This is a genomic window from Corallococcus exercitus, from assembly GCF_042231735.1.
GTDB lineage: Bacteria > Myxococcota > Myxococcia > Myxococcales > Myxococcaceae > Corallococcus > Corallococcus exercitus_B.
In genome coordinates, this window is sequence record NZ_CP102577.1 from 3,728,942 (window position 1) to 3,746,540 (window position 17,599).

Below are 17,599 nucleotides of genomic sequence, written 5' to 3' on the forward strand. Positions count from 1 at the left end.
GTGGATTGCACGGCCGCGTGTGCGCCAATAGAAGCCAAGCTCCTTCCCACCTCGCACGGCCCCCCAGAGCTCCGCATGCCCCAGCCCCCGCCCCCTTCCATCCTTCCTTCCGAGGAGCGTCACTTCGCGGGCGGCGGTGAAATGGGAGAGCTGGTGCGCTCGATGGACTGGTCCCGCACGCCGCTGGGCCCGTCCCGCGACTGGCCCGTCAGCCTGAAGACGATGGTGGGCGTCGTGCTCCACAACCGGTTCCCCATGCTCATGTGGTGGGGCCCGGAGATGATCCAGGTCTACAACGACGCGTACCGCCCGGTGCTCGGCCTCAAGCACCCCGCCTCCCTGGGCGCGCCCGGCGAAGAGATGTGGCGGGAGATCTGGGATGTCATCGGCCCCATGGCCCGGGGCGTGCTCAACGGCGGCCCCGCCACCTGGAGCGAGAACCTGGCGCTGTTCCTCGGCAGCCGGGGGTTCATCGAGGAGACGTTCCACACGTTCTCGTACAGCCCCATCCCCGACGAGCAGGGCGGCGTGGGCGGCGTGCTCGTCACCGTGCGGGAGACGACGCAGGAGGTGCAGCACGACCGGCAGCTGCGCATGCTGCGCGACCTGGCGGCCCGCGCCGCCGACGCGAAGTCCCCGGAGCAGGCGTGCCGCGCCAGCCTGGACGTGCTCGCGGGCAACGACCTGGACCTGCCCTTTTCCCTGCTCTACCTGCTGGACGCGAAGGGCGGCACCGCGCACCTCGCGGGTGGCACCCAGCTGCCTGACGACGTCCTGGCGGCGCTGCCCGCGCAGCAGTCCCTCTCCGCGGAGTCCGACACGGACTGGCCCTTCGCCGAGGCCGCCCGCACGGGCGAGGCCGTCGTCGTGAAGGACCTGGGGGAGCGCCTGCGCACGCTGCCGGGAGGCCGCTGGAACACGCCGCCGTCGCTCGCCGTGGTGCGCGCCCTGACGCGGCCGGGCCAGTCGCGGCCGTCCGGGTTCCTCGTGGGCGGCGTCAGCCCCCGGCGGCTGCTCGACGCGCCCTACCACGCCTTCTTCCAGGCCACCGCCGAGCACGTCGCCGCCACGGTCGCCAACGCGCGCGCCTATCAGGAGGAGCGGCAGCGCGCGGAGGAGCTCGCCGCGCTGGACCGCGCGAAGACGGCCTTCTTCAGCAACATCAGCCACGAGCTGCGCACGCCGCTCACGCTGCTCCTGGGCCCCACCGAGGACGCGCTCGCCAGTCCCGAGCGCTCGCTCCACGGCGACGCGCTGGAGACGGTGCACCGCAACGGCGTGCGCCTGCGCAAGCTGGTCAACACGCTCCTGGACTTCGCGCGCATCGAGGCCGGACGCGTGAGGGCCACCTACGAGCCCACCGACCTGGCCGCGCTCACGGCCGGGCTCGCCAGCGCCTTCCGCTCCGCCATCGAGCGGGCGGGGCTGGTGCTCGACGTGGACTGCCCGCCCCTGCCGGAGCCGGCCTGGGTGGACCACGAGATGTGGGAGAAGATCGTCCTCAACCTCATCTCCAACGCGCTGAAGTTCACCTTCACCGGCAGCATCACCGTGGCGCAGGCGCAGCGGGACGGGCACGTCGAGCTGCGCGTCACCGACACCGGAACGGGCATCCCCGCCAACGAGCTGCCCCGCCTCTTCGAGCGCTTCCACCGCGTGCACGGCGCCCGCGCGCGCTCCCACGAAGGCTCCGGCATCGGCCTGGCGCTGGTGCACGAGCTGGTGCGGCTGCACGGCGGCACGCTCGCCGTCCAGAGCGAGCTGGACCGCGGCACCACCTTCACCGTGCGCATCCCCACGGGCTTCGCGCACCTGCCGCCGGAGCACGTGACGTCCGCGCGCAGCCAGCGTCCGCTGCCCGCTGGGGCGGACCCCTACGTGCGCGACGCCCTGGGCTGGCTGACGGACCTGCCCGCCACGCCCGGCGAGGACGGCGCCGCTCCGGAGCCCAGCGTCACGGCCGGGCTCGGGGAGGAGGAGCGGGGGCGCGTGCTGCTCGCGGACGACAACGCGGACATGCGCGAGTACGTGGGCCGGCTGCTGGGCGCGCACTGGACGGTGGAGGCGGTGGCGGACGGCGAGGCCGCGCTCCAGGCCGCGCGCGCCCGGCCCCCGGACCTCATCCTGTCCGACGTGATGATGCCCCGGCTGGACGGCTTCGGGCTGCTCCAGGCCCTGCGCGCCGACGAGCGCACCCGGACGGTGCCCGTCATCCTGCTGTCCGCCCGCGCGGGCGAGGAGGCCCAGGAGGAAGGCCTCCACGCGGGCGCGGATGACTACCTGGTGAAGCCCTTCTCCACGAGGGACCTGCTGGCGCGCGTCACCGCGCAGGTCACCCGCTCCCGGCTGCGCAAGCTGGAGGCCGCGCATGCCGAGCGGCTGGCGCGCATCTTCCAGCACGCCCCCGTGGGCATCGCCATCCTGCGCGGCCCGGAGCACGTCTTCGAGTTCGCCAACCAGAACTACCTGCGGCTCATCGCGAACCGGAACGTGGTGGGCAAGCCCGTCCGCCAGGCCATGCCAGACCTGGCGGACCAGGGCATCTACGAGCTGCTGGACGGCGTCTACACGACGGGCGAGCCGTACATCGGCCGCTCGCTGCGCGTCGTCTTCCAGCACGGTCCGCGGACCGAGCAGGAGATGTTCTTCGACTTCGTCTACCAGCCCATGAGCAACGCGCAGGGCCAGGTGGACAGCATCATCGCCGTGGTCTTCGACGTGACGGAGCTGGCCACCGCCCGGCGCGAGGCGGAGACCGCCAACCGCGCCAAGGACGAGTTCCTCGCGATGCTGGGCCACGAGCTGCGCAATCCCCTGGCCCCCATCCTCACCGCGCTCCAGCTCATGCGCCTGCGGGGCGACACCGCCGCGGAGCGCGAGCGCACGCTGATTGAGCGGCAGGTGACGCACCTGGTGCGCATGGTGGACGACCTGCTGGACGTCAGCCGCGTCACCCGGGGCAAGGTCACCCTCAAGCGCGAGCGCATCACCCTCACCGACGTGCTGGCCAAGGCCATCGAGCAGATCAGCCCGCTCATCGAGCAGCGCCAGCACACGCTGGAGGTGGACCTGCCGGAGCACGGCACGGACCTCCACGGCGACCCCACGCGGCTGGCGCAGGTGTTCGCCAACCTGCTCACCAACGCCGCCAAGTACACCGAGCCGGGCGGCCTGCTCGCCGTGACGGGCACGCGCGAGGGCCAGGAGCTGGTCGTCAGCGTGCGCGACACGGGCGTGGGCATCCCGCCGGAAATCCTGCCGCGCGTGTTCGACCTCTTCGTGCAGGAGCACCAGGCCCTGGACCGCTCCCAGGGCGGCCTGGGGCTGGGGCTCGCCATCGCGCGCAGCCTGGTGACGCTGCATGACGGCACCATCAGCGCGCACAGCCCGGGCCGGGGCCGCGGCAGCACCTTCACCGTGCGCCTGCCCGCGCTGGAGGCGGAAGTCCCCCCCGCGCTGCCCACGCCGCAGCCCGGCGCGCTCGTCCCCCAGGAGCCCACCTCCGTGAGCGCGCGCGTGCTCATCGTGGACGACAACCGGGACGCGGCGGACGTGCTCTCCGAGTCCCTGGAGTTCCTGGGCTGCACGACGCGCGTGGCCTACGACGGCCCCACGGGCCTGGAGGCGGCGAAGACGTTCCAGCCGGAAATCGCCTTGCTGGACATCGGCCTGCCGGTGATGGACGGCTACGAGCTGGCCCGCCTGCTCCGCCAGCAGGAGGAGCCCCGCTCCATGAAGCTGGTGGCGGTGACGGGGTACGGCCAGGAGTCCGACCGCCAGCGCTCCAAGGCCGCCGGCTTCGACGCCCACCTCGTGAAGCCGCTGCACTTCGAGACGCTGGAGACGCTGCTCAAGGACCTGACGGGCGCCTGAGGGGCAGGCCGCCCGTCGTCCAGGGGACGTCCGGCCCCACGAAGCCGGGCCGGGCGGCCGCGAAGGCCCTATGCTCCGGCCCGACATGCCGACGCCTTCCGCGCCCTCCGCGCCCTCCGCGCCCTCCGCATCTGGGGCGGACGGTGGACTCTTCTGCGAGCTGTACTGGGGCACCTCCCTGGCGGAGGCCTGGAGCTATGGCCCCGAGCTGGGCCAGGTCCACGCCGCGCCCGACGAGACGGCCCCCCTGCCCCTCTACGGCTTCACGCTGCCGGAGGAGCCGTTCCTCCTCGCCGAGCGCACGCCGCAGGGCTGGCGCATCCACGTGCCGCCGTCCGCCCAGGTGGAGAAGAGCCTCAAGGGCGACGCCTTCCACCCGGTGGGCCCGGAGGAGCTGACGGGCGCGCCGGGCCGCGCGGCGGTGGAGCTGCGCGAGGGCATGACGCTGCGCCTCGTGGAGGGCGAGCTGCGGCTGCTGGTGCAGCCGTCGGTGGTGAAGGAGCGCGCGGGCCGCTTCCGCGTGCGCGACGTGGCGTGGATCATCACCGTGGCCATCCTCTTCTTGAGCGCGCCCGTCGCCTTCCTCACCATGGGGCCGGACCCGGCGCGCATGGCGGCGAACAACGCGCGCGCGCTGCAGGTGGCCCACGAGAAGGAGGTCGCGCGGCGCAAGGCCATGGGCCTGGACCAGCCGCTCAAGCCGCTGACGGAGAGCGAGCGCGCCACCCAGAAGCAGGACGGCGGCGCGCGCGTCACCGTCCCCGCCAGCCTCGGCGTGCGCTAGCTCAGGGCCCCAACCCCACCCAGACCTCGCCGTCCTCGAAGAACTCCTTCTTCCAGATGGGGACGTCCTGCTTGAGCCGCTCGATGGCGTACTCACAGCCCCGGAAGGCCTCCTTGCGGTGCGCGGAGGCCGCGGCGATGACGACGGCCAGCTCGCCCGGCACCAGCGTCCCCACGCGGTGCGCGATGGCCAGCCGCGTCCCGGGCCACGCGCGGGCCACCTCGTCACCAATCTCCGCGAGCTTCGCCTCCGCCATGGGCGCGTAGGCCTCGTACTCCAGCCGCAGCACGCGCCGGCCCTTCGTCTGGTTGCGCACGGCGCCGGAGAACGTCACCAGCCCGCCCGCCCCCTCGGAGGCCACCGCGTCCACGACCTCCGCCAGCTGGAGCGGCCGGGCCACCACGCGGAAGAGGCCCGGCGACCCGCCAGCCACGGGCGGAATCAACGCCAGCTCCGCGTCCGGCGCCACCGGCGAGTCCAGCCCCACGAACTGCTGCTGCACCGCCACCCGCAGGTGCGGCAGGAGCGGCGCCAGCGGCGGGTGCTTCGCGGCGAGCAGCGCCAGCACGTCCGACACGCGCGCCCCGGCGGGCACGTCCAACGACTCGCGAGACAGGCCCGCGCGCTCGCGGGCGGCGGCGAAGTACAGCACCGTGACGGACATGGCCTGGGCGCCCTCCTGGCGTGTGGCTACCGCTCGCGCAGCACGACGCGGCCCTGGAGCCGGCCGCCGCCTTCCGCGGGGGAGAAGTCGAGGAACCCGTACTCGAACGGGGTGAGCCGCTCCAACAATGCCGTCACGAAGACCTGGCTCGCCAGGAGCTGCCCCGTGCCGACGCCCGGCACCGAGCGCACCCCGGCGAGGTCCGCCCTGAGCCGCCCCATGTCCACCATCAGCGACAGGTGGCCCGGGCCGAACGCCTCCGCGCCGAAGCGCGTGCGCAGCGTCGCGCCCACGTCGCCCGTCTCGCGGCCGGTGAGCACCTCGCCCGCCTCCAGCGTGGCGCGCTCCGGGGTGAGCGTGAGCGACACCGGCTGCTCCATGAGCCGCGTGCGGAAGCGCGTGGTGTTGCCCTGCGCCTCCTTCTGGAAGACGAGCGCGTTGTCCTGCAGCTGCTTCTGGATGAGCTGGAGCACCGGCTGCAAGGACGTGAGGCCCGCCTCCATCACCACCGTGCCCTTGGGCGACGGGCGCTTGTCCTGGATGAAGCCGCGGAAGAAGGCCGCCGCGTCGAAGTAGACGAGCATCGCCACGTCGCCGCGCAGCGCCTTCAAGAGCGGCTCCGCGTCCAGCCCCTGCTTGCGCCAGCGCTCCAGCGTCCGCTGCCGCCGGGGCGACTCCGGCGAGCCGAACACCAGCCGCGCCAGCTCCTCCGGGGGCACCGACAGCTGCGCCGCCGCCACCGGCCCCACCGCCGCGCGTCCCAAGAGCTGGGAGGCCGGGCCCCGCGTGCCGCCCAGGAGCGGCCGGGACGACGACAGGAAGCCGTCCAGCTCCGCCTGGTCCGCCTGCACCGCGAGCGCGCCGAAGAAGCCGCGCACCGGCATGTCCTCCTTCTCCGCCTCCGGCACCGGCGGCGCGGAGAAGAGGAACACGCTGCCGTCGCGCACCTTGCCGCGCAATTCGCCCAGGAGCGCGTTCTCGGAGAGGCCCGGGCCCGACAGCGCCTCCACCCGGCGGCGCACGAGCTCCACGTCCGGGGACTCCTCCACCGCCAGCGCCTTCACCGTCTCCCCGGGCTCCGGGGCGTCCGGCGAGTCCGGCACCGCGAGGTACACGTAGCCCCGGTCCGCGAACAGCAGCATGGACCGGCCACCGTCCACTGGATCCACGCGCGCGCTGCCGTCCTCGCGGGGCAGCACCTGGTGGCCGGCGCTCCGCAGCTCACGCGCCACGGCCGCGAGCGCCGCCCGCGAGTCCGTCACGCCCAGGAGCGCCACCACGCCGTCGAAGTCCGGCAGGAGGAAGAAGCCGAAGCCCTCCTCCGGGTCCACCTCCGAGGGGCCGCCCGCGAGGCTGCGCAGCAGCAGCGGCATCAGCGGCGTGTCCGCCAGGGTGGCGCGCGCGTTGCCGGCGCCCACCAGCCGCTCGTAGAAGTCCACCAGCCCTTCCACGTTGCCGCGCAGGCGGGGCACCCACAGCACCGTCTGCGCGTCCTGGGGCACCGCGCGGAGCACCGGACGCGGCACCACGGTGATGACCACCCGGGCCAGTTCCTTGTCCCCGTCCAGCGCCCGCACCGTGTAGCGGCCGGCGGTGGCCCACGCGTGGCTTGCGCCCGGCGCCGTGCGGGGCGGCGTGCCGTCCCCGAAGTCCCAGGTGACGGTGGGCGCCTTCGGGGCGGGGGAGCCGAAGGCCTCCGGCACGCCCGCCTCCAGCGTGCGCTCCGGCCCCAGGTCCGGCCGCAGGTTCCGGCAGCCGGAAGTCCCCAGCCCCACCGCGGCCAGCAGGAGGAGCAGCGGAAGCGGAGACCGGAGCGCGCGGGGTCGGGAGGCCATGGGCCTTTCGGTTAGTAGTCCAACGCCAGACCGAACATCCAGCGCCGGCTGCTCAGGACCAGGCCCTTGCCGCCGAAGTTGTTCACATCCGCATGGGTGTACTCGGCGAAGAGGTACGAGTGGTTCACGCCCAGGTCGGAGTCGAAGTCGCGCGCGAAGCGCGGCTCCAGCACGTCCAGGAGGAACGACACGCCGGCGGTGCCCGCCCAGCCCCACTTGCCGCCGCTGGCCTTGCTGCCCTCCACGACCTCCGTCTCGCTGCCCTTGGTCATCCACCACGGGGAGTAGACGAGCCCCAGCTTGGCGTACGGCACCAGCGGGATGCCCCAGCGGAAGGCGGCGTAGTCGAACTTGTAGAAGCCGTTGAGCTGGATGGGCAGCACCTTCAGCGCCGCCTTGTCCGCCGCCGCCGAGCCGTCGTCGAGCTTCGCGTCGGCGTACTTCTCCCCGTAGCCCACGCCCAGGCCGAGGCCCGCCGTGCCGATGCCCTGGTAGAAGAAGCGCTGGAGCTCCAGCTCGATGAGCAGCAGCGACGCGTCACCGAAGGTGTCCTTGTACGGCGTCGCGCCGTTGAGGGCCTTCTCGGTGTCGATGCGCGGCTTGTAGCCGCCCCCACGGAAGATGACCGCGCCGGTGCGCGGGGAGCGCGTGGGGATGGTCACCTCCTGCGCCACCGCCGGTACCGCCAAGAGAAGCGCCGCGACTCCCAGGCCCACAGCCCTGCTGCTCATGACACCTTCCTCCGAGACGACAGCCAGATGCCCAGCGCGGCCAGCACCGCGCCACCCGCGATGCCGCCACCGGTCGCGGCACACCCGCCGCGCTCCTCGCCTTGGGCTTCTTTATAGGCATCGAACAAACCATTGCTCTTCACGGGCGTCGCCTCCACCGCGGCGGACTTCGCGCCCTCATTGCCCGCGGCGTCGATGATGGTCGCCTGGAGCCGGTACGTCACGCCATTCGTGAGGCCGGTGACGACGACGTTGCCCTCGCCGGCCGCCTTGGTGACACGCGTCACGGGCCCCTCGGCGCCCTCCACCGCCAGCGCCCCCACCATTCCCTGCCCTCCCAGCCCGCCGTCATCCGTGCCCGCGTCCAGGTCCGTGCCGGCATCCACGTCGGTGCCCGCGTCCTCATCCGTCCCCGTGCCGCCGTCGGCGGACGCCACCGCCGCGGCCTCCACCACGACGGTGGAGTCCTCCTCCGCGCCGTCCACCTGCACCGACAGCGCCGAGTCCCGGGGGATGACGGTGGCGATGGTGGGCGCGGGGGGCGCCACCGGGTCGAACTTCATCACGTAGGCGGGCGTGCCCACGCTGGCGTAGGCCGTCTGGCACTCGGTGCCGTAGAGGCCGCCCAGCTGCCGCGCGGACGCGCACAGGTTGAAGGAGATCTCCGCCGCCTGGCTGTCGCACGTCGTCGCGGTGCCGCCGTCCGTGCCGCCCCCGCGCGCCGCGAGCAGCTGCGACACGCTGAAGTTCACGGTCCCCGTGGTCGTCGTGCTGGACGGGGTGAGGGTCTCCAGCCGCAGGTCCGCGGCACCGGGCTCCGAGCCACACGAGCCCGTCGTCGCGTAGATGAAGAGCGAGCCGCCGCAGATGTTGCCGTTGCGCGTCCAGGTGAAGCGGCGCGCATTGCCGCACTCACTCCTGGGCACGGTGATGGTCAGGCCCGTCGTGCTGGTGGCCGCGCTCGCGAACGTCACCGTGGGCCCCACCTGGGCCACGGCCGTGGACGCGAAGAGGAGGAGTCCAATGAAAGGAAGGCGCATGGATGGGCCGGAGGCTAGCAAGGGCGGGGCCACCCTCAACCCCCGTCCGGACGGCCTGTTTCCCAGGGAAAACCCCGGGTTCGCGCGCCAAACAGGCAAGGCGTCCCCGGGGGCTTTGCCAAATTGTCAGGCGGGGCGTTCCGCCAGCTTGAGGCCCGCGTCCACCAGGTGGGCGGCGGCCCGGCCGGCGTTGTCCACGGACGCGAAGAGCGTCACCCACTCCGGGGCCTGGGGGAAGGCGCGCACCCGGCCCACGTGGACCGCCGGGTCGCTCATCACCAGCATGGGCATGGGGTAGACGCGCTCGCCGGGGGCATCCAGCACCTTGAGGGACGGGGACGTCTTCAGGGCGGCGCGCACCTGCTCCACCGGGCCCGGCTTCTTCAGCTGCACGTTCACCGTGAGGCCGTGGCCGTGGAAGGTGGGCACCTGCACCGCGGTGCCGGCGAGGACGGGCGTCTCGCCCAGGGCGGAGAACAGGCGCGCGGCCTCCAGCGTCCAGCCGCCCTCCTCCTCCGTCCACGGGCTGTTCACCATGAAGCCGCCCACCTGGGGCACCAGGTTGAAGCCCACGCGGTGCGGGAACACCTGCGGCTCCGGCTCGCGGCCGGACAGGAGGTCCGCGGTCTGCTTCTCCAGTTCGGAGATGCCGCGCACGCCCCCGCTGGAGGCGCCCATCAGCGCCGTCACCTGCGCGCGCACCACGCCGAACGCGCGGCGCAGCGGCTCCACCAGGTGCACCGTGGCGCTGGTGACGATGCCGGGCAGGCTCACCACCCGGCCCTTGAAGCTGAAGCCCGGCCCCAGGGCCTCCGTGTTGAAGCCCGGCAGGATGAGCGGCACGTTGCCGTCGCTCCGGAAGGCGGAGCTTGCGTCCACCACCCACGCGCCCGCGGCCTGCGCGGCGGGAGCGAGCGTGCGGGAGGCCTCCGCGGGCGTGGCCAGCAGCACGACGTGGATGCCCCGGAAGGCGTCCGCCGAGGCCCGCTCCACCTCCAGCGTGTCCTCGCCGTACTCCACCTCCAGGCCCTTGGAGCGCTCCGAGCCGAAGGCCTGCACCTGCTCCATCGGCACGTCGCGCGCGTACAGGTTGGCCAGCACCTCGCGGCCCACCACGCCCGTGGCGCCCACCACGGCAATCCGAAGGTTCTCTCTCATGACGGGCTCCTTTACGTCAGCGCCCCGGCCCGCGCGAGCACGACGAAGCGTGCCCAGGGCTTCGGTGTCAGTCTTCCTTCAGCCGCGCCGTGGGCACGGGGCCCGGCAGCGGCGGGAACTTCGGATTGCGCTCCGGCTCGGACGCGCGGACGTAGTGCGGCTCCAGGGCGAAGAGCGCCTGCTGGGAGTACGCCTCTGGGAGCTTCGCCAGCCGCCCCACCTCCACCGCGGACGGGAAGGCCGGGCCGGACAGCAGCCGGTGCGGCGCGACGCCGTGCTTCTCCAGCGCCTGCCGGTAGTCCGCGAGCGCCGGGCCCAGCGCCACGGCCTCTGGTTCGGCGGCCATGCGCCGCGCCACCTCTTCCGGCGACATGGCCGTCTCGGGCGCCAGCGCCTCCACGGCGTGGCCCACGCGGCGATAGGCGCCCAGGTACAGGTCGTCCTTGCGCGCGACGGCGAGGCAGAACAGCGGCACGCCCTCCGGCCCCTCCAGTGCCACCGCCGCCAGCGACGACGCGCCGGCCACCTTGAGCCCCGTGGCGTACGCCAGCGCCTTCACCGTGGCCAGGCCGATGCGCAGGCCCGTGAAGGACCCCGGCCCCAGGCCCACCGCCAGCCCCTCCAGGTCCTTCAGCTTGAGGCCGTGGCGCTGGAGCAGGTCCCCGACGACGCCGGGCAGCGCCTCGCTCTGCTTGTCCGGCGGCGGCACCACCACGTGCTCCACCGCGCGCACGTCCGTCCCCTGGCGTTCCACCAGGGCGAGCGACAGCGTCAGCGTGGAGGTGTCCAGCGCGAGCAACACAGGCGACATCCCTTCTTTCTTCCGTTCACTTCGCTCAGGCCGGGACGGCCCAGAACTCCACCGGCACTTCCGACACGCGGTCTTCGCACCGGAACAGCCGCACGCGCGCCAGGCCCTTGTCCAGCATGCCCAGCTGCTTCGCCGCGGCCTTCGACACGTCGATGATGCGGCCGTCCACGAAGGGGCCGCGGTCGTTGACGCGCACCTCCACCTGGCGGCCGTTCTCCATGTTCATCACCTTCATGCACGTCCCGAAGCGCGCGGTGCGGTGCGCGGCGGTGAGCGCGTTCTGGTTGAACTTCTCCCCGCTGGCGGTGGGCCGGCCGTGGAGCCCGGGGCCGTAGAAGGACGCGATGCCCTCCCCCAGGTAGTTGCGCGGCATCTTCTCCCGGCGCGTCACCTTCGGGCCCTCGTCACCCGAAGCAGCGGTCTCCGGCGGCTGGGGCTTCGCCGCGCGCGACGCGCAGCCAGCGAAGAATCCCATCCCCAGCAGCAGGAGCGCGGTCCGTCCTTGCATCATCACCTCGGCTAGCGGGTCACGTCGTTGGTCACGGCCAGCAGCATCAGCAGGATGAGCAGCGCCAGGCCCACCATGTTCGCCACCTCGCGCACGCGCACGGGGATGGGGCGGCGGCGGATGCCCTCCCACGCCGCGGACAGCAGGTGGAAGCCGTCCAGCACCGGGATGGGCAGGAGGTTCATCACGCCCAGGTTGATGGAGATGATCGCCATCAGGTTGAGGAAGCTGTCCAGGCCCTGCTCGGCGCTCTTCGCGGCCAGCTGGTACATCATGATGGGGCCGCCAATCGTGCTGGGCGACACCTTGCCCACGAACAGCCCGCCCAGCACCTGCACCATCTGCCCGACAATCTTCGGGACGATGAGCGCGGCCTCCTTGAAGGCCTGCGCCGGGCCCAGGTCGATGGTCACCTTCTCCACCGGCGGCAGGTCCGCGCTGCTGAAGCTCCACGGGCGCACGCCGAACACCAGCGGGGCGCTCGTCTGGCCGTAGTCGTCGCGCGTCTTGAGCGGCGCCTGCGCCAGCTTCTCCGTGCGCTCGCCCTTCTCTCCGCGCCACGTGAGCGTGAAGGGCTGGGCCTGCAGGCCGTTGAGCACCGTCGCCAGCTTGTTGAAGGACTTCAGCGGCGTGCCGTTGATGGACACGATGCGGTCCCCTGGCTGGAGGCCCGCGGCTTCCGCCACGCTGCCCGAGGCCACGCTCGCCACGTAGAGGTCCACGGCCTCCGCGCCCAGCGCCGCCGCGCCCTCGCCGGCCTGACGCGGCAGGGTCACCTCCACCACTTCCGGCAGGCGGCCGGTGACGGCGCCCACGGCCACGGGGGCCAGGCGCGCCACGCTCAGCTTCAGGGGGGTGCCTTCCGGCACCTTGGCCACTTCGCGGTAGAGGGCCGCCTCGTCCTGCACGTGCACGCCGTTGACGGACAGCACGCGGTCAAAGCTCTTGAGGCCCGCGCCGGCCGCGGGGGACGCCGCCGGCACGCCCACCACCGGCGGCTGCGGGTAGGGGCTCACGCCAATCATCCCGCGCTCGACGGTGTCCACCGGGGACACCTCCGAGCTCTTCTCCGGCGTCACCTCCACCACGAGCTGCTTCCCGTCGCGCTCCAGGGTGACGGGCACGGGGCGGTTGAACTTGCCGACGAAGGCGTCGCGCATGTCGTCGAAGGTGCGGACCGGCTCGCCCTCCACGGACAGGATGCGGTCTCCGGGGCGCATGCCCGCGGCGGCGGCGGCCATGTCCGGCGACACCATGCCCACGCGCGTGGACAGCGTCTCCTGGGGGCCCAGGAAGACGAAGAAGTAGACGAAGATGGGGAACAGCAGGTTGAAGGCCGGGCCCGCGAGGACAATCAGGCCGCGCTTCCAGGGCGGCTGCGCCAGGAAGCCGCGCGCCGCCTCTTCCGGCGGGAGCTCCTCGTGGGGCAGGTCCCCGGCCATCTTCACGAAGCCGCCCAGGGGCAGCAGCGCCACCTGGTACTCCGTCTCGCCCTTGGTGAAGCCGATGATTTTCGGCCCGAACCCGATGGAGAACTTGAGGACCTTCACCCCGCAGGCCTTGGCCACGAGGAAGTGGCCAAGCTCATGCACCGTCACGAGCACGCCCAGCAGGAGGATGAAGAACCCGAGGTTCTGGAGCATGGCCGGAAGAGTAATCGCGCACCCTGGGCCGGACAACGCACAACGCACGCCGCAAGGCGGGCGGGCAGGCGCGAAATCAGGCACTTACGGCAGCAGGTGCCTCACGAACTGCACATAGACGAACACCAGCGGCGCGTTGAAGATGAGCGCGTCGATGCGATCGAGCACGCCGCCGTGTCCGGGAATGAGCTTTCCGGAGTCCTTCACGCCGTAGGCGCGCTTGAGCATGGACTCGCAGAGGTCGCCCACGGGGCCCAGAAGGCCCCCCAGGATGCCCAGCACCACACAGTCCCACACGGTGAAGATGGGGAAGAAGCCGAGCTTGGCGATGAACATGCCCAGCACCGAGCCGACCATGCCGCCGAAGAAGCCCTCCCACGTCTTGTTCGGGCTGACCGCCGGGTAGAGCTTGTGCTTCCCGAGGAAGCGGCCCGCGAAGTACGCCAGCGTGTCGTTGGCCCAGGTGATGGTCAGCGCGCAGATGACCCACGCGTGCCCTTCGCCGGGGAGCAGGCGCAGCGCGGACAGCGCGGTGAGGCCGATGGAGCCGTAGAGGAAGCCCGTGACGAGGTGCGCGGCCCGGGTGGGGGCCTCCGCGAGCGCGCCCCGGAACAGGTTGTAGATCCACGCGAAGAAGAAGAAGACGGACGTCAACCAGAAGGCCGTCTCGCCGGTGCGCGCGGCGTCTCGCAGCGGCAAGAGCGGCATCACGAAGGCGAAGGCCATGCCCACCCACGCGGCGGCGCCCAGGCGCTTCTGCGTGATGAGGTAGTACTCGCCGGCGCATACGGCCGCGGCGGCACCCAGCAGCACGGCGCTGTAGTACCCGCCCAGGAACAGCAGCAGGAGCACCAGCGGCAGCAGGGTGATGCCTGTGACAACGCGGATGAGGAGGTTCTTGTTCTTCTCGTTCACGCCTTGGCCCGCTGGGGGGTGTCGTCCCGGTTGACCTGGGCGGACGTCAGACCGAAGCGCCTCTCGCGGCCCTGGAACTGCGACAGGCAGCGCAGGAACTCCTCGGTGCGGAAGTCGGGCCACAGGGCGTCGGTGAAGCACAGCTCGGCGTACGCCAGTTGCCAGAGCAGGAAGTTGGAGATGCGCTGCTCGCCGCTGGTGCGGACGATGAGGTCCACCGGCGGCAGCCCGGCGGTCCACAGCCGCGACTCCAGGTCGTCGGCGTCCAGGTGCGCGGGGTCCAGCTCACCGCGGGCGGCGGCCTGCGCCAGGTCGCGCGCGGCGCGCAGCAGCTCCTCACGGCCGCCGTAGGACAGCGCCAGGGTGAGCACCATGCCCGTGTTGTGGGCGGAGTCGGCCCGCAGGCGCTCCAGGGGCTCGCGCACGTAGCGGGGCAGCTTGTCCACCTCGCCGATGGCGTTGAGGCGGATGCCGTTGTCGAGGATTTCAGCGCGCTCGGACTCCAGGTACTCGCGCAGCAACTCCATCAGCCCGGCGACCTCTTCCGGCGGGCGGGCCCAGTTCTGGGAGGAGAAGGCGTAGAGCGTGAGGGCCTGGACGCCCAGGCGGCGCGCGGTGCGCGTCACTTCCCGGACACTCACACTGCCCTCGCGGTGGCCCTCCAGCCGGGGCTGGCCGCGGAGTTCCGCCCAGCGGCCGTTGCCGTCCATGATGATGCCCACGTGGCGCGGGAGCGGCCGGGCCTTGACCTGGGCCTCGAGGGCGGTGGGCAACACGGTAAGAGGGCGATCCATGAAGCCGCGCACCCTAGCGGCGGCGCCGCGTCGCGTCCACGGGCGCGTGGACGCCCGGTCCCTCGCCCAGGCCAGGCGGTCGTCCAGAGGGGGTGAACGGTTCATGAGGGGACAGGAAGCCGGTTAAAGTCGGCTTCCATGAAAACTCCTCATGGGTGGCCTTCCTTCCGGGTGCTCGGCGGGCTGCTGGGGCTGTGGGTGTTCGGGGCGGGGCCGGCGTACGGGCAGACGGCGAAACCGGGCACCCAGGCGTCCCGGCCCGCGGGCAGCTACTTCGACGCGGCGATGGCGGAGGCGGCCCGGCTCTATGAGGACCTGGAGTCCGAGCAGGCGCTGGCGGCGGTGACCCGGGCGAAGCGGCTGGCGCGGACGGAAGAGGAGCGCAGCAAGGCCGCCATCTACGAGGGCGTCATCCTGGCGGACATGGGACGGCGCGACGAGGCGCTGGCGTCGTTCCGGGCGGGGTTGCTGCTGGCGCCGGAGGCGAAGCTGCCGGCGAAGGTGTCTCCCAAGGTGGAGAGCGACTTCGAGTCGGTGCGGAGCGCGGTGGTGCAGGAGCGCGCGGCGCTGGCGAAGCCGGCGGATGCGCCGGTGCGGCCTCCGGTGGTGGAGGCTCCTGCTGCGTTGAGTCCGCCCCAGGCCGCGGCGGCTCCGGCTCCAGGGGTGGACCTGAAGGCGGACGCCCGTGAGCGCGGGATGCGCCGGGTGCCGACGGTGTCGTGGGTGCTGCTGGGGACGGGCGTGGTGGCGGGCGGCGTGGGGTCCATCATCGGGCTCCAATCGCGCGGCAGCGTGAACTCCGCGCGTGAGGCGGAGCTGTCTTCGAGCGTGAGCGGGCACCTGGACGATGCGCGGGGACAGGCGGTCGTGGCGAACGTGCTCTTCGGCACGGCGCTGGCGGCGGCCGCGGGCGCGCTCACCACGTACTTCCTGATGGGTGAGGTTCCTGTCGCCGAGGCCACGCCATGAAGGCGTGGCTTGCGACAACGGCGTGCGCGCTGCTCGCGGGCGCCTGCACCGTGCCCAGCAATGAGGACGTTGCCTTGCAGCGGTTCTGCACGGACGTCGGCAATGACTTCCAGGACGGAACCCTTCGCCTGACAGAAAACGCATTCTGTGACCGGGGGATGGCCCTTGAAGTTCGGGTCCGGGACCTCCGACCCGGCTGCATCCGGGTCGCGCTGCTGGACGCCAAGGAGCAGGAGCTGAGCAGCACCGAGCTGAAGGGGGCTACGCAGGTGACGCCGGAGCGCTCCAGCAAGCTGCGTGTCCTGCTGTCCGAGAAGCAGGGAACAGCGTTCAGGTTGACGGCCACGGCGTTCCAGTATGCCTGCGCCAACAGCACCGTCCTGAGCCGTGCAGGGCAGACAGTCCAGGTTTCGAAGGGGGCCGTCGCATCCGTACAACTGGAAGTCTCACCGGCCTCCCCCCTCGATGGTGGAACGCCCGTGGACCTGGATGGAGACGGCTACGCCTCCGTGGCCAGTGGCGGCACGGATTGCGATGACACGGACGCATCCATCCATCCCAACCAGATTGAGTTCCGCTGTGATGGAAGGGATGACGACTGCGACGACGAGAAGGACGAGAACTTCAACGTGGGCGGAGCCTGCAAGGATGCCTTGCAATGCTTCGGAGTCCTGGCCTGTGACCTGAGCCAGGTCGGCACGCAGTGTGTGAGCACGACTGCCCCAACAGCCTGGTACATCGACGAGGATGGGGACGGGAGAGCAGGTGCTGATGCAGGCATCTCCTGTGCGGCCCCCATCCCTGGCGCGACCTCGGTGGCAGCGGACTGCGATGAGAGCTCGCCCTTCGTGGCCCAAGGTCTCACGGAGGTTTGTGACCGCCTGGACAATGACTGCGACGGCCGGGCGGACAACGGTTTGAGTTGCGCTGCCATCTCCTGGAAGAAGGTCGCGGGTGCCGGTGTCGAAGATCTGTCCGCCGTGGCCGCGTATGCCCGGGGCGGTGCCTGGTTCCTCAGTGGGTCGAACGAGGGCATGTTCTCCCTGGACGGAGGAGTCGTGGTCCCTGAGCTTGGTGTATGCGCCGGAGGTTACGAGGGCCGCCGGGCCGCGTGGGCCGACACCACGGGGCAACTCTTCGCGGTGGATCATCACGGCGAGATGATGACGCGCATGCCGGGAGAGCCTTGCATCCGGGCATCGAGCGCGAATGTGGCACATCCCTCCTTCACCGGCGTCACGGGCATGGCGAACGTGGATGGAGGGCGTGCCATCGCATATGGCGTCACGAGCCAAGGCGCCATCTATCGTTGGGTCTCGTTGAGCAGGGATCCTGTGCTGATGGCCGTGTTGCCTGCGAACCTGCAAGCCATCGACAGCTACGGGACGGAAGACACGCTGGTCGCCGTGGGCGCGGAGGCACTGGATGGCGGCACGGGCTGGGTGCCGCGAGCCTATCGTTATGACTCCACCCAGGATGTCTGGCGTTCCGAGAGCCTGGGCGCGGTCCAGGGGCAGGGATTCTTGCGCGGCGTCCACGTCCTCGATGCCCAACGGGCCCACGCCGTCGGGGACAACGGCCTGGTCCTGGAGCGGGACTCGAGCGGCTGGCATCCACTGCCCGCGCCTCCTTCGGGAACGGGGCCGTTGGACGACCTCACCAGCGTGGTCTCCTTCTCACGCAATGCCGTCTACGCGGCCTCCCGGCAGGGCCGGATCTTCTTCCATGGGCTGCAGTCCGACGGCGGGACCGCCTGGCGCCAGGATTACGTCGACACGAACGGCCGGCTCCTGATGTCCATGGACGCGACCTCCCCCACCGACATCTGGGCCGCGGGCTACGACGGCGCGCTGTTCCACTTCGGCCCCTGATGC

General features: G+C 71.8%; 14 protein-coding genes. 4 read left to right on the forward strand and 10 right to left on the reverse strand.

The window, feature by feature from the left end:
• Window positions 1–75: 75 nt before the first annotated feature.
• Complete coding sequence (locus NR792_RS14380) at window positions 76–3,873, forward strand: ATP-binding protein (RefSeq protein WP_375760608.1); 3,798 nt, start codon at window positions 76–78, stop codon at window positions 3,871–3,873.
• Between the two features lie 85 nt (window positions 3,874–3,958).
• Window positions 3,959–4,657, forward strand: coding sequence for a hypothetical protein (locus tag NR792_RS14385; protein WP_375760609.1), 699 nt, complete (start codon window positions 3,959–3,961; stop codon window positions 4,655–4,657).
• A 1-nt stretch (window position 4,658) separates the two neighbouring features.
• Here the strand turns inward: NR792_RS14385 and NR792_RS14390 are convergent, their stop codons facing one another.
• The 10 genes from NR792_RS14390 to uppS form a co-directional block, all read right to left on the reverse strand.
• Window positions 4,659–5,321: a molybdenum cofactor biosynthesis protein MoaE gene (locus tag NR792_RS14390; RefSeq protein WP_375760610.1), complete on the reverse strand. Its 663-nt coding sequence runs from the start codon at window positions 5,319–5,321 to the stop codon at window positions 4,659–4,661.
• A 26-nt stretch (window positions 5,322–5,347) separates the two neighbouring features.
• Window positions 5,348–7,156: a PKD domain-containing protein gene (locus NR792_RS14395; RefSeq protein ID WP_375760611.1), complete on the reverse strand. Its 1,809-nt coding sequence runs from the start codon at window positions 7,154–7,156 to the stop codon at window positions 5,348–5,350.
• A gap of 11 nt (window positions 7,157–7,167) precedes the next feature.
• On the reverse strand, window positions 7,168–7,887 hold the full coding sequence (locus NR792_RS14400; RefSeq protein ID WP_375760612.1) for an MXAN_2562 family outer membrane beta-barrel protein: 720 nt from the start codon (window positions 7,885–7,887) through the stop codon (window positions 7,168–7,170).
• A complete protein-coding gene (locus NR792_RS14405; protein WP_375760613.1) occupies window positions 7,884–8,927 on the reverse strand; it encodes an MXAN_2561 family MXYO-CTERM-anchored protein in 1,044 nt (347 codons plus the stop codon). The genes NR792_RS14400 and NR792_RS14405 overlap by 4 nt, the downstream gene beginning before the upstream one ends.
• Before the next feature lie 126 nt (window positions 8,928–9,053).
• Window positions 9,054–10,085 (reverse strand): aspartate-semialdehyde dehydrogenase, encoded by a 1,032-nt coding sequence (locus NR792_RS14410; protein WP_375760614.1) that lies wholly within the window; start codon window positions 10,083–10,085, stop codon window positions 9,054–9,056.
• Between the two features lie 67 nt (window positions 10,086–10,152).
• On the reverse strand, window positions 10,153–10,896 hold the full coding sequence (tsaB, locus tag NR792_RS14415) for a tRNA (adenosine(37)-N6)-threonylcarbamoyltransferase complex dimerization subunit type 1 TsaB (RefSeq protein WP_120526443.1): 744 nt from the start codon (window positions 10,894–10,896) through the stop codon (window positions 10,153–10,155).
• A 25-nt stretch (window positions 10,897–10,921) separates the two neighbouring features.
• Window positions 10,922–11,404: a septal ring lytic transglycosylase RlpA family protein gene (locus tag NR792_RS14420; protein ID WP_375761620.1), complete on the reverse strand. Its 483-nt coding sequence runs from the start codon at window positions 11,402–11,404 to the stop codon at window positions 10,922–10,924.
• 11 nt (window positions 11,405–11,415) lie between these two features.
• Window positions 11,416–13,047 (reverse strand): RIP metalloprotease RseP, encoded by a 1,632-nt coding sequence (gene rseP / locus NR792_RS14425; protein ID WP_375760615.1) that lies wholly within the window; start codon window positions 13,045–13,047, stop codon window positions 11,416–11,418.
• Between the two features lie 84 nt (window positions 13,048–13,131).
• A complete protein-coding gene (locus NR792_RS14430) occupies window positions 13,132–13,962 on the reverse strand; it encodes a phosphatidate cytidylyltransferase (RefSeq protein ID WP_375760616.1) in 831 nt (276 codons plus the stop codon).
• A complete protein-coding gene (gene uppS, locus NR792_RS14435; RefSeq protein WP_120526451.1) occupies window positions 13,959–14,756 on the reverse strand; it encodes a polyprenyl diphosphate synthase in 798 nt (265 codons plus the stop codon). Before uppS ends, NR792_RS14430 begins: the two co-directional genes overlap by 4 nt.
• Before the next feature lie 138 nt (window positions 14,757–14,894).
• On the opposite strand from uppS, the gene NR792_RS14440 reads away from it, so the two are divergent.
• Both NR792_RS14440 and NR792_RS14445 read left to right on the forward strand, forming a co-directional pair.
• Window positions 14,895–15,725 (forward strand): hypothetical protein, encoded by an 831-nt coding sequence (locus NR792_RS14440; RefSeq protein ID WP_375760617.1) that lies wholly within the window; start codon window positions 14,895–14,897, stop codon window positions 15,723–15,725.
• Window positions 15,722–17,596: a MopE-related protein gene (locus NR792_RS14445; RefSeq protein ID WP_375760618.1), complete on the forward strand. Its 1,875-nt coding sequence runs from the start codon at window positions 15,722–15,724 to the stop codon at window positions 17,594–17,596. The genes NR792_RS14440 and NR792_RS14445 overlap by 4 nt, the downstream gene beginning before the upstream one ends.
• Window positions 17,597–17,599 lie beyond the last annotated feature (3 nt).